The organism is Rhizobium sp. CAU 1783 (assembly GCF_054551725.1).
This window is the reverse complement of the sequence record NZ_JBTOLM010000002.1, coordinates 1,089,321-1,101,693: the sequence shown is the minus strand read 5'-3', so window position 1 is coordinate 1,101,693 and position 12,373 is coordinate 1,089,321. Positions and strand designations below refer to the sequence as shown.

The 12,373-nt window shown below is 59.0% G+C and carries 10 protein-coding genes; 3 read left to right on the top strand and 7 right to left on the bottom strand.

Annotated elements, in window-relative coordinates; translation table 11 throughout:
- Positions 1–27: 27 nt before the first annotated feature.
- Both ACX93L_RS12115 and ACX93L_RS12110 read right to left on the bottom strand, forming a co-directional pair.
- Positions 28–327 (bottom strand): DUF2798 domain-containing protein, encoded by a 300-nt coding sequence (locus ACX93L_RS12115; RefSeq protein ID WP_459405061.1) that lies wholly within the window; start codon positions 325–327, stop codon positions 28–30.
- A complete protein-coding gene (locus ACX93L_RS12110) occupies positions 324–638 on the bottom strand; it encodes a putative quinol monooxygenase (protein WP_459405060.1) in 315 nt (104 codons plus the stop codon). The genes ACX93L_RS12115 and ACX93L_RS12110 overlap by 4 nt, the downstream gene beginning before the upstream one ends.
- 103 nt (positions 639–741) lie before the next feature.
- On the opposite strand from ACX93L_RS12110, the gene ACX93L_RS12105 reads away from it, so the two are divergent.
- Entirely contained in the window at positions 742–1,611 is an 870-nt protein-coding gene (locus ACX93L_RS12105) for a LysR family transcriptional regulator (RefSeq protein ID WP_459405059.1), read from the top strand.
- A 33-nt stretch (positions 1,612–1,644) separates the two neighbouring features.
- Here ACX93L_RS12105 and ACX93L_RS12100 read toward each other — a convergent pair whose 3' ends face one another.
- Positions 1,645–2,250, bottom strand: coding sequence for a YceI family protein (locus tag ACX93L_RS12100; protein WP_459405058.1), 606 nt, complete (start codon positions 2,248–2,250; stop codon positions 1,645–1,647).
- Between the two features lie 32 nt (positions 2,251–2,282).
- A complete protein-coding gene (locus ACX93L_RS12095; RefSeq protein WP_459405057.1) occupies positions 2,283–2,990 on the bottom strand; it encodes a hemerythrin domain-containing protein in 708 nt (235 codons plus the stop codon).
- A 213-nt stretch (positions 2,991–3,203) separates the two neighbouring features.
- Here ACX93L_RS12095 and ACX93L_RS12090 point away from each other — a divergent pair, with 213 nt between their 5' ends.
- Together ACX93L_RS12090 and ACX93L_RS12085 are read left to right on the top strand one after the other, a co-directional pair.
- On the top strand, positions 3,204–3,644 hold the full coding sequence (locus ACX93L_RS12090) for a hypothetical protein (protein WP_205927996.1): 441 nt from the start codon (positions 3,204–3,206) through the stop codon (positions 3,642–3,644).
- Complete coding sequence (locus tag ACX93L_RS12085; protein ID WP_459405056.1) at positions 3,641–4,993, top strand: GAF domain-containing protein; 1,353 nt, start codon at positions 3,641–3,643, stop codon at positions 4,991–4,993. The genes ACX93L_RS12090 and ACX93L_RS12085 overlap by 4 nt, the downstream gene beginning before the upstream one ends.
- Positions 4,994–5,413: 420 nt before the next feature.
- On the opposite strand, the gene ACX93L_RS12080 is transcribed toward ACX93L_RS12085, so the two are convergent.
- The 3 genes from ACX93L_RS12080 to ACX93L_RS12070 all read right to left on the bottom strand — a co-directional run bounded on the left by ACX93L_RS12080 (position 5,414) and on the right by ACX93L_RS12070 (position 11,931).
- Complete coding sequence (locus ACX93L_RS12080) at positions 5,414–6,256, bottom strand: class I SAM-dependent methyltransferase (RefSeq protein WP_459405055.1); 843 nt, start codon at positions 6,254–6,256, stop codon at positions 5,414–5,416.
- A gap of 326 nt (positions 6,257–6,582) precedes the next feature.
- Complete coding sequence (locus tag ACX93L_RS12075) at positions 6,583–7,263, bottom strand: winged helix-turn-helix transcriptional regulator (protein WP_459405054.1); 681 nt, start codon at positions 7,261–7,263, stop codon at positions 6,583–6,585.
- Positions 7,264–7,572: 309 nt separating this feature from the next.
- Positions 7,573–11,931, bottom strand: a complete 4,359-nt coding sequence (locus ACX93L_RS12070) for a tetratricopeptide repeat protein (protein WP_459405053.1) — start codon at positions 11,929–11,931, stop codon at positions 7,573–7,575.
- Positions 11,932–12,373 lie beyond the last annotated feature (442 nt).

The following is a 12,373-nucleotide window of genomic DNA, read 5'->3' as shown; positions in this document are numbered from 1 at the left end:
GCTGACGATCACCAGCCCTCTCCGGCCCTATCGATTGGCGACGGGGGGCTCGACCAGGTGGTCGACGATGCGGCGGACGAGCGGCATCACGAGCATGGCCGAGGGACAGGCGACGACATAGGACATGGCCCAGGCCTTGAGGATGGCGGCGGCGAGATCCGGGGCGAGGCCGATCGCCCTGAGGGTGGCGATCGAAGCGACGATGCCCGACATCAGCAAGGACAGGATCATCGGCATGACGACGACCCGGCTTGCAGACGGAAGCCGTCGGAGCCTGAAGGTCCGGGCCTTGCGCGGTGCCGGCGCGGCCGGCGAAATCTGGTTCATGACAGCCACGCCCTGGCGATCGGAACGCCGCCCTTCAGGAGTCCAAGATCGAAGAAGGCGCGCGTATAAGGCTTTTCCATGTGGAGGGTCAGCGCCGCATCGTCGGCGAAATCCTCGATCAGGATGAATTGATCCGGGTCGGTGATCTGCTGGTAGAAATCGAATTCCTCGCAGCCCCGCTCCATGAGCGTGGCGTCACGAAGCGTGGCAAGGGCAGCGCGCGCCTCCGCGCCCCGGCCGGGGGTGATGGTCAGGCGAACGATACGGCGCAGGCGCCCGGCAGACATGAGATCGGACTTGAGATCGGACATGGGTGAATTCCTTGTCACAGGGTTGTCGATGCACGTCTCTTGCCTGAAAGCGCCTTTGCGCGCTATTCCCTAACAAGACACATCAATTGGGCGAATATGCACAATGCTCGACTGGGACGACCTGCGATACTTCGTGGCTCTTGCCGATCATGGTTCGCTTTCGGCCGCGGCCCGCGCCCTGAAGGTCGACCATGCCACGGTCGCCCGGCGCGTGGCGGCGCTCGAGGAGAAGAGCGGGCTCAGGCTCTTCGACCGCCGCGCCCGCCGCTATCTGCTCACCGGGCAGGGGCAGAGGATCGCCGAACATGCGCGGCGCATGGAGGCCGAGGTCTTTGCCCTGGAGCGCGGCCTGATCGAGGCGGCGGGAGAGGAACCGGTCGAGATTTCGGTCAGCGCACCGCCGGTGCTCGCCGCATCGCTGATTGCTCCGCGCCTGCCGGCCTTCTACGCGGCACATGCCCATATCCGCCTGCATCTCGGGGCGGAGGCACGCAACGTCTCGCTGACCCGGCGCGAGGCGGATATCGCGGTGCGGCTCAGCCGCCCCTCGGATCCGCAGCTGGTGATCCGCAAGGCGGGCCAGGTCTGTTACCGGCTCTACGGCGCGCCGGCCTATCTCCGATCGCGCGAGCCGGCCGATTACGGCTTCATCGCCTTTGACGAACTGCTCGACGACACACCGCAGCAGGCGTGGCTGAAACAGATGGCGGCCGAGCGCGCGATCGTGCTGCGCACCAACGATCTAGGCCTGCAATGTGCGGCCGCTGCGGCAGGGGCCGGCCTTGCCGTTCTGCCGGATTTCGCTGCGGCCGCGGCCGGACTTCAGGCGATCGGCGGCGACACCGATGAGGTCCGCCGCGACGCCTACATCACCTATCACGAGGACCTGCGCGGCAGCGCGCCGATCGCTGCAACCGTCAGCTTCCTGGCGGAGTGCGTCGGTACCGGGTCAGGCCGCCGCCCGGCGGAATGAGGGCGGCCGGGCCGCCCTCCCCTAAGGTATCCTTCACGACTTCGGCGGGACGAATTCCGCCTCGATCACCAGCTCGACATCCTCGCCGAGCGCCGGCACGGCGAAGTCGAGACCCCAGTCGGTCCGGTGGACCTTGCCGGTCGCGGAGAAGCCCAGGCGCGGCAGCTTGTCCATCGGGTGTTCGCCGACCGAGCCGTTGAACCTCACGTCAAGCGTCATCGGATGGGTCTCGCCGCGGAAGGTGAGGTCTCCCTTGATCGTGCCGGTGTTCTCGCCGGTGAGCGCAATCGCCTTCGCAACGAAGGCGATCGGCTTGCCGGCGAGGAACTCCGGCGCGGTGCCGATCTTGGCGTCGAAATCCTCGACCTTGGGGAACGGGAAATCCGTCCGTACCGAAGCCGGATCAACGGTCACCGCAAGGTCGGATTCGGCCGGATGCTCGGCATCCCACTCCAGATTGGCAGTGACCGTCGCAAACCGGGCCGTGTAGTTCGACAGGCCAAAATGGCTGATCCTCCAGGTCAGGCTGGTGTGCGCCGGATCGGTGACATAGGTGCCGCTCGGCGCCGGCTTCGCCGGCTGGCCAGCGAGGGCCGGTACCGGGGCGGCGAGGAGAAGAAGCAGGGCAAGCCTGTGCATCGGAAATGTCCTTCATGATTGTCGGGCCGCATTCAGGCGGCAAGTTTCAGGCGGGTGGCGAGATCGCCGAAGGCCCGTTCGGAAAGGCTCGGACGGACGGCGAATTCCATGATGGCGTTGAACACCTCCGGCGGCGCGCCGGTACGCACGGCGCCGAGAAGGGCGGCCCGTTCCGACGGGTTCATCGCCGGGATCATCAGGCGCATGAAGGCCATGTTCTTCTCCGGCGACATGGAGGCGACGATGCGCATCTCGATCGCCAGGATCTCGTCGTCGGTGAAGTTCTTCCACAGCTGCGTCGCCGTCTCGGTCTCTTCCTCGTGCATGTGGGCAAGATCTTCGGAAAGATAGGCGGCGAAGGCGAGGTAGAGCTTGCGGCCTGCGGCACGCTTGTTTACCGGCCAAGCCTTCTCGACCGCGGCAACAAGCGCCTCCAGCTGATCGAAGGCGAGACGGTGGTCGTCATGCTGGTTGTCGACGGTTTCGGTCGAATAGCCGCGCTGCTGCAGGAGGCCGTGGACGTGGTGGTCCTCGTGCATCACGTGGTCGGCCGCCAGAGTGATGAAGGTGCGCAGCTGCGCCAGCACGCTTTCGGCCTCCTCGGGATTTTCGTAGTCTGCGGCACCGAGCCGGCCGAGCATGTCGCAACCGGCCTTGCGCAGGCCCTTGTGGATGGCGCCGTAGAAATCGTAGCGGCCGTCGAGATCGGGGATATCGGTCATGGAAACATGGTGTGTCATCGGGTTCTTCCTCTGCGGTTGGGCGCCGGCATCAGGACAGGGCGGCGGCGCGGTGAGAGGCTCATAGGACGGCACCCGGCAAGCCGCTTCCTAAATGCTTCCTAAGACCGATCTCGCGTTGCTAAAATTTTCCTATCTTCCTAGGATTGCCGCACAGACTGGGGATGTCGGGTGATAGAGGCCGGGGTAGCAAGTTTCATCGAAGGGCGCGTGATGATCCTCATCGCCACGCGCAACGAAGCACATCGCCCGATGATCGGGCGGGCGACCGGCGCACGCTTCGACAGCCAGCGCGGCGGTATCTCGCTTCTCGTTTCGGCGAGCCAGTGGCCGGATGCGGTGGCGCATGCCCTGCCCGGCACGCCGCTCTCGGCGACCTTCGTCAAACCGGACGATTACCGCGCCTACCAGATCAAGGGGCCGATCATGGAGGTGCGCCCGACCGACGCGATCGAGCAGGCCCGCGGCGCGCAATACGTGACCGACATGCTGTCGGTGATGGGCGCGCTCGGGGTCAGCCGGCTGCAGCTTTCGAGCACGCTCAGCGACCGCGACCTGATGCACATCACCTTCCTGCCACGTGACCTTTTCGTGCAGACACCGGGACCGGAAGCCGGCCGCCGGCTCGGCGCGCCGGAGGAAGGCGCCCGATGATCCGGCTCAGCACCATCCGCGACGCCTTCGAAGGCGTCATCCCCTCGGTGATCGCCACGACCGACAGCGAAGGCATGCCGAACGCCTCCTATCTCTCCCACGTCTACTACATCGACGACGGGCATGTGGCGCTCTCCAACCAGTTCTTCTCCAAGACGGCGGTGAATGTCGCGGCGAACGGGCTCGCGACCGTGATGGTGGTCGACGGCCACAGCGGCCAGCAATATATCCTCGACCTCACTTACGATCGCTCGGAGACCGCCGGCGAGGCCTTCGACCGGGTCGCCGGCCATCTCGAGGTGATGAGCGTCGAGCAGGGCATGGGCGGCATCATGAAGCTCCGGGCCCTGGATATCTACCGCGTCGGGGACTGTCGCGCGGTGCCGGCCGCCCATCCGCTCGAGCTGCCGGTGCCGGGGGCCTGCGACGCGCGCGACCATCTCGACCTGACGCGCCGGCTGGCCGCGGAACTCTGCGGCGAGACGGATGCGGAGCGCCTGCTCGACCGGGCGCTGACCGGGCTCGAGATGCATTTCGGCTTCAGCCATTCGATGGTGCTGGTGCCGGACAACGAGAGACTGCAGCTGACGACGATCGCCAGCCACGGCTACGACCGCTTCGGCTTCGGCTCGGAAGTCGCCTTCGGCAGCGGCGTGATCGGCATGGCGGCAGCAACCCACCGGCCGATCCGAATCAGCGACCTGCGCCGCAGCCGGCGCTACGTGCACGCCGTCGGGTCGGCGAGCGGCATAACCGGGGCCGACCCCCTGCCGCTGCCGGCGCTCGAAGTGCCGCTCAGCCAGATGGCGGTGCCGATGGTGGCGCAGGGGCAGCTGGTCGGCGTGCTGTTCGTGGAAGCCGAACGCTCCTTCGCCTTCCGCCACCGCGACGAGGAAGCCCTTTCCATTCTCGCCGGGCACCTGGCGCTTGCCCTGACGCTCGCGGGCCAGGATCGCGAACGCCCCGAAGGCGAGGAGGTGGCAGGCCCGACACCGGACGAGACGACCGGGCGTCCGGCGGAGACGGTCTCGATCCGCTTCTATCCGCGCGACGGCTCGGTCTTCATCGACCAGGACTATGTGATCCGCGGCGTTCCGGGGCGGCTGCTCAAGCATTTCGTCGAGGAATATGCGGTGAGCGGCCGGCAGGACTTCCTAAACCGCGAAATCCGCCGCGACCGCAGCCTGCAACTGCCCGACTTCAAGGACAATCTCGAGACACGGCTGATCCTGCTGCGCCGCCGGCTCGAGGAAAAAGGCGGCCCGATCCGGATTAGCCGCGCCGACCGCGGCCGGATCCGTTTCGAGATGGACGGCGTGCCCGAGCTGGTGGTGGTCGAGGAAGATTGAGGAGGCGGTCGAGACCGGAGAACCGGCTCGCCCGCGGGATCTTCCACAGGCAAGCCTTTCCCTCACCGCCTATCCTTCCAAGCCGGGCCGGCTCAGAACTCCAGCGCCTTGACCAGTTCGACACGGCGGTTCTTGGCGCGGCCGGCATCGCCGTCATTGCTGGCGACCGGGGGCGGCCGTCGCAAAAACAGGGGGAAGACGCACGGCTTTGCCCTTGTTGCCCGTGGCTAAACCCGAAAATGCGGACGGGACGCTAGCACTGGCCGTCGTGACGGTCTTGAGATTGAAATCACAACGCGAAGAAGCGGTTGCGACCGGTCAGGGAACCGGCGACCTGACGGTCGGCATGGAAAAGCCGGCGGAGACGATCCGCCGGCTTTTCCATTCGGTGCGAAGGAAGGTGGCCCCTCCCCCCTCGCCTCAGGCCTTGGTGAGCACCACCTCGAGATAGTCGCTCGGAGCGACCATGGTGCCGTCGGAGGCGCGGTTGAAGCGGGCGATGAGGGCGAAGATGTCGTCTTCGAGGGCCTTGCGCTCGGCGGCGCCGGGCAGGTTTTCAAAGGCCTTGTGGACCGGGCCGTACCAGCTGCGGAAGATCTCCAGCCAATGGGCCGGCGAGCGGTAGCGGAAGGTGAAGGTCTTCTGCGTCACCTTGAGCTTTCCGGAACCGCCGAAGAGCTCGTCGAGCCGCTCGCGCGTGCCCCAGAGCGCCGGCGAGCGGACGCCCGGCGGCGGCGGCAGGTGGCGGCCGATGATCTTGAACAGCTCACCGACAAAACTCTGCGGCGTCCAGTTGGCGAGGCCGAGGCGACCGCCCGGGCGCAGCACCCTGAGCATCTCGGCGGCGGCCTTGTCCTGGTCGGGCGTGAACATCACGCCGAAGGTCGACATCACCACGTCGAAGCTCTTGTCGGCAAAGGGCAAGGCTTCGGCGTCGGCGGTGCGGAAATCGACCTTCAGCCCGTCGGCGAGCGCGCGGGCGCGGGCGCGGTCGAGCAGCGCCGGGACATAGTCGGTCGAGGTGACCTCGGCCCAGCGGCGGGCGGCGGCGAGCGTCGCATTGCCGTTGCCGGCGGCGACGTCGAGCACGCGTTCGCCGGCGCGCAGGTCGAGCGCCTCGCAGAGGTCCTCGCCGACGATCTGCAGCGTGGTGCCGACGACCGCATAGTCGCCGGAGGCCCAGGCGGCCTGCTGGCGGGCCTTGACGGCGGCAAGATCGACACCGGAGGCAGCCGGTGCAACGGAAGCAAGATTGGCATGCATGTCATTTCTCCTTGAAACAGGGGCGGGCAACGCCGCGATGCCGCGGCGATCCTGCCCCTCATGTCGTTGTCGATTGCGATTTTCGGACGGGCGGAAGGCGGCGCCGCAGGCGGTTTGTTCCGCGTTCGGCCTGTCCATGCTTCACACTGTGCCGCAAGGGGCGGAGCGCGGGCCAGTGTAGAAACTGTAGCGGACCGCTACAGTTTCAGGAGTGCCACCCCAGGACGGACAGGCACGGGCAGCGCGATGCCTGACGGCGGCCGGTCCCGGCAAGGACGACGGCAGCAAATGCCTGGGGAGCCGGGGGGCCGGAAAGATGCCCTCGCTCAGGCGGCAAAGTCGCTGCGGACCATCCAGTCGCCGATCGAGGCAGCGAGGCGCTGGTCGCCGACCAGCGAGATGCGGCCCTTCGACACTTCCGCGCCGAGGCTCGAATGGCCCATCCAGGCGGACGTCATCGCCTTCAGGTCGGCAATGACGAAGAGGTCGACATCATGGCCCGGGTCGATCAGGCAGAGATCGACCGGAAGCCCCGGCCGCGACATCAGCCAGTAGTCCTGCTCGTCGCGCGGCAGTTCGGGAAAGCTGAACTTGATGACGCTGCGCCGGCCCGACGGCAGGCGGGCGATATCGACCTTGCGGCGCATGTTCCACATCAGGAGCCGCGCATCGAGGTTTTCCAGCGTCACGTCGGCGTCGATATAGCGATGGGCCCACTGGCCGAGCGCATGGACGATCGGCTGCAGCTCGTCGGCCATCTCGGTCGTGCGGTACTGGATCTCGCCGGTGTCCTCGTTGCGCAGGCGCCGCACCAGGCCGCGCTGCTCCATCTCGCGCAGCCGCTTCGACATCAGCGTCGGCGACATGCCCGGCACACCACGGTGGATCTCGTTGAAACGCAGCGACCCCGCCCACATCTCGCACAAGAGGAGAAGCGTCCAGCGCGGCTCGAGCACCTCGCAGGCCTTGGCGACGGGACAAAACTGCTGATAGCCGTCCTTGGACATCACAGGTCCTCCGGCCGGCGATTATGCGACCGGGCCGGACGGCCGTCCAGTGTAGATAGTGTAGTGGGGTGGGGGCGAGGCGTTACGCTGGGAGCGGACGACAGCGGGCCTACAGCGAGAGCAGAAATGTGTCGACCGGTGGCCCCGGAGGGAGCGCCCACCATCGCTTAAAAGCCTTAGAAACCGGTCTTTCAGGGATGGCTAGGGGGACACGATGTCCCCCTTTTGTGTGTTTGCATTTCACACGTTCGCGCCTCATGCAACGATCGGCCTCTCGAATTCTATGTGAAAACAATTCATGGATCTATTTTAGATTCGATGAACATTCCAAGCCCGCAACCCTTCATAGCTAAAGCCAAGCGATAAGCTCACAGTCGCATTTGTATCCGTCAGCTTTCGAAACTCTGCTCTGGGCGCGAAGAAGGCGGGCATGCCGCTCACTAAAATCGTGCCTGCCTGTAGCGATCGGATTTCATCGATTCGGCCCTCTGCCTGATCTAGATCAGTTGCATTTGAGAAGAAATCTCGTTGCCTGTCCCAGTCACCTAGCTCGGTGTGATGGAGCAACGGAATGGGGCGCCCTAGTGCCGGCTTGGCAAGCCATTCTAGCGATTTTTTTCCAACCGACGACGTTGAATGCTGACGACAGTAGTCTTGATACTTTTTCGCTTCCAGCAGGCTTCCAGGAAATCCCAGTCTATGAGCAACAAAATGTAAAATCATTAGATAATACCGCGGCTCCACGTTGTCCGTGAGCAGCGTTGCCCTATTGAATTTCTCGATTGCCAAAGTAATGGAAGCATCTGGAAGCATTCTGTACGCCCTAAGCCAAAGTCTCAAATCAACTGTACTGCTAGGGTCGTCCAACAGATTATCCTCACAGAGACTAACAATCTCGCGATAGACAGAAATATTCTTCTGCTTCGTCCAAAAACTAATATCTCTAAAGTACGCACTTGAGATAAGACGTCGAATTGGCCCCTTTCTCACGTCAGGCCGCTTTAATAAAGCAGACAACTCTGAAACAACTTGGGTCATATTCCCCAATAGTTCCTGGTAGTCCGCATCGCATCGTACTCTGCGTTCGGACGGATCACTTACCGCCTCCAAGCGATGCAATTCGTGAAAAAGTGACTGAGTATAGTCTAATTTTTCACGACACCAAAAAGCCGCATAAGTGTTGCCGGCTAGGAAGCGGACGAAACTCACGGACCTTGAAAGAGAGAAAATTCTACTCAAGGTATGTATCGTCATCTGAATTGGGGTTATGAGCGGGAAGTTGCTGTCCATTGAAAGCTGGAGAGACTTTTCGAAAGCGGAACGCGCTTTAGTGAAAAGATCGTCTATATCGCCTACTAGGCCGTCGACATCTAATCCAACTACCGTGTCAACCTGGAGCCGCCTCTCTATCTCAAAACGGTATATCATCCCCAGAATATGATAGGGTTCATCGTTGGTCTCGTCCAATATGATAGCCTGTTTAGCGGTCCTCTCAGCCTCTTCAAAGCTTCCCGAACGCCTATAGTTCATATGCCGTGCTAGATGGCTTAAGAAAAACGGATTATCGGGGAGCGCCGACACCAAGGCTTCCAACACTCTTCGCTCACCGTAAGGGGATCCTAGAAGCTCAATCAGCTCTGAGAACCGCGACTTCCCCGCGCCTTCGGATGATTGCCGCTCCAAAAACAAATCATAAAGTATTTCTAGTATTTTTGAGTTGTCTTCAAGCCCCAATCTAACAATGTCATTTATAAAATCGATGCAAAATTCGTTTAGTGTTGCAATCCAAGCATCTGGATTTGTGTTTTCTAACGGCTTCAGGTGTTGCCTGAGCATTTCCTCTGCTAGCAATGGGTGCTTTATTCCGACTCCATGTGATGTTATAATTATAAGTCTTTCTGGGCCGTCACCCAAAATATTCTGAAGGTCTATTGCGCTAGATGTAGCTTCGATCCCCATCATCACATTAAGAGCAGTTAGGGGGATTCTCTCCTGTGAGTATCGAGATACTAATGCAAGCTGGCAAAGTGGCTTTATAAGAGCTCTTGGTGTGTTATCCAGACAACCTGCAACGAAATCAGGTATCTTTTTAAAATTTCCTTCAAAAGAATATAGTCCGAAGAAAAATGGAGATCTATAGAATTCAAATTCTCTATCTGTGGCAAGTGATCTAAGTTTCTCTTTTCTATCGCTGCTTGCCTTCATAGAAAAAACCCGGAAGAAACGCTGTGCCTCATTAAGCGTCATTGGATCTTTTAATGCAACGGCAGCGTCGGTAGTTTTGGGAGATTGATGACGCCGTACGTCCAAGATCAGAAATCTGACATTTCGTCCTCGCAGCTCAGTGTAGAGGAAATCTCGTTGACCAGCTGTTACCGTCGTGGCTTCGAGGATGATAAGTAATGGCAGTGAAGTTAGTCGAAAGGCAAAATCAAGTACCTCTATTACATCTTTGCTAAAGCTAGCTATCACAAACGCTGGAAATTCGTCCCGAAGTTCCCATGCTGCACGTCGGGCAACTGTAGTGCCTCCAGCTCCCGGACTATGATTGATTGAATACGACTCGTTTGGCGATGCAGTCAGCCGTGTTCGTAAATGTTGCACAAGTTGGCGGGTTACATCCCGGTCGACATCGCGCCGAGCATCAAGGTCGTCCCAATCAACAATGCCTCCCTGGAGAAAACCGCTGTCGTTATCAGATGCGGATCCTATTAAGGACGGACTTGCGGGCACCAGTTCTACTGCCCCCCTAAATAACGCAGCATCTTCGCTTGAGAGAAGCTCTAGCTTTTTCGTTCCATCGTCTGAGCGGGCAGGAATCCAAAGCGCTTTCCTCTGAGAGAGGTCACCGACTATTTGATATATCCCAAGACAAAAATCATCGAAATCGCATTTGATCTCGGCGGAAGATTCTAGTTCGTCTTTAAGATGAGAGTACGATGAAGAAACATAAGCATCTGAAACAAAAATGGTACGCACATATCCTGCTGCAACCTCCTCGACTGCGGCAGCTATTGCTTTTTTCTTGAGCGTGTCTCCGTCGTCACCTAGCATGACCAGCGTGATAGGCTTTGGTGTGTTGGCGTGATAGACCTCGTTCACCAGTTTTCTGACGACTTGTAGAGTTTCTTTCCTCCACAACGAGATGGGCGGTGAGGAGCCATCTTCTCGGGGAGCATTGGCGGCAAGCCAGCACAAGGATGAGGACAGGTTGTCGCCGGGTTGGACTTGGTGTGGAAGCAGGTGGGTTACCGTCTTTTGCTGTTGCACTAGAGGTACGCCTGACTTGGCAAATGGGGAATCCAAGCCTTCCGTAGCAAGATCGATTATTAGAGACCAAGGCAATCTCGAAATTATCTTTTGTGAAAACTCTGACCGCTTCGCTAAATACTGATCAGACAATAGTATAAAACAAGATTTCCCTTCGTCGAATTTACCGCATCTTTCCCAAGCATCTTTCCAATGATCCGACTTTGGAAGAGGTTTTTCAGCCGCCGCTGAAATCAATACACCGTCCTCTGGAATTTCTATTCTTGAATATTCAAGAAGTGATTTGGCTGCCTCTGCTGCGTATATAAAGGCGAAGAATTTTTTCTTGTCTGATAGATCTTTGTTTTCGTCGAGAGATTTTTTATTACAAAAATCCAAGCCTGCCGCTATTCTTGCAACGAGAACTTGTTTCTTCAGGTCTTCTGTTCGTTGTGGAAATTTTGTTCTACTCCAATCGTTAATCTCGTATCGCAGTGCACCCACGCTGAATAGGAGGCCTATGTCGTCTTGTGCTGACGCCTTCAAACCATCCTGACTCTTTTCAATACCCTTGAGGTCTCTACAAATTTCAGACCACCGTTGGGGGGGCAGCATCTGTCTCCTCATCAAGAGGAAACTCAACTCCAAATACGCATGGTCGAAAAACAAGCAGGCCTTAGGATTGAATTTTTCGAAGTCGATGATATGCACGGAAGGCTTTTCCCCGTATCGAGCAAGCAAAATGTTGCCTGGATGGAAGTCACCGTGCACGGCTCCCCGTATGGTCGCCAGATCGATCTGACCACCTGGAGTCCTTGGGTCGCCAAAGACCATGGGATTCGGATAGTCTTGGCCATTGTAACGAAAAGCACATGCGTTTTCGGGGAGACCAGCATATTCCAGCATAAACTGAGGTATCCTGCTTGAAACGCCCATCTGTCTTTGGACTAAACTTCTGAGGACATCAGAAACGCTTTCGCGTGCATGCTCGAAGTTTGATGTACCATTCCAGACCGCTAAAATTTCACGCGCGGCTGTTGCAAGAGAGACATTGAGTTTATTGCTTGGGATTTCGGAGAGCGTATCGACCTCGAGCAATCCATCGCCTGCCACTGACATTAGAAATGCACTTTGAGTATCATTTCTAAACGTCGCGACAACCTCAGGGATCGCATTTTTTGGGGTGCAATTGGATGCTATCTGATGATTTGAAAGCTCCGTTTCTATTAATTCTTTGTTGGCGAATTTCAGGATGCCAGGTCCGTTGTATTTCGACGTTTCTATATCTATAAGCCAGACATAAGCTCCTGACTTTCCTCCCAGTTCCTTCCTGCTTGTAAGCGCTCGAACGCCCCAATCAGTCAGCGCTTGGCGCAGGCAATCGTGAAATGGCTCAGGAAACTTGGATAGATCAAGCATGCTGCGCTGGCTCCGCGTGAAAATACTATTACACCACTAATAGTACGCATCTGATAGAGATTACATCTCAAAAATGACACGTAAGTGCGCTAATCCACTGCAACATGGTCGGTCCCCCAAATACGGAAATTTTTGCGAGGGAGTATTTAGGTCCCTTCGTACAGCCGTTTTCCCCCATGGGATGTTGCTGGCCTGACGTGCCAGAATTTCCACCCAGCATGCGCGCAATCTTCCATCGCCAGCCTTCACCATGACAGAAGGGACATAAGGCCGGGGCATGGGGTATTGTCCGCAAGGGTATACCGTAACGTACACCCCTTCCCTGCGCCCTCCGCGTGTCCCCAAAACTCAGATTCCGCAATCGGACAGCACTTTTAGGGACACCAACCCTCCATACACCGCTTTCCAATCCGGAACGCGGCCTCCCCTCCCCAAAACACAA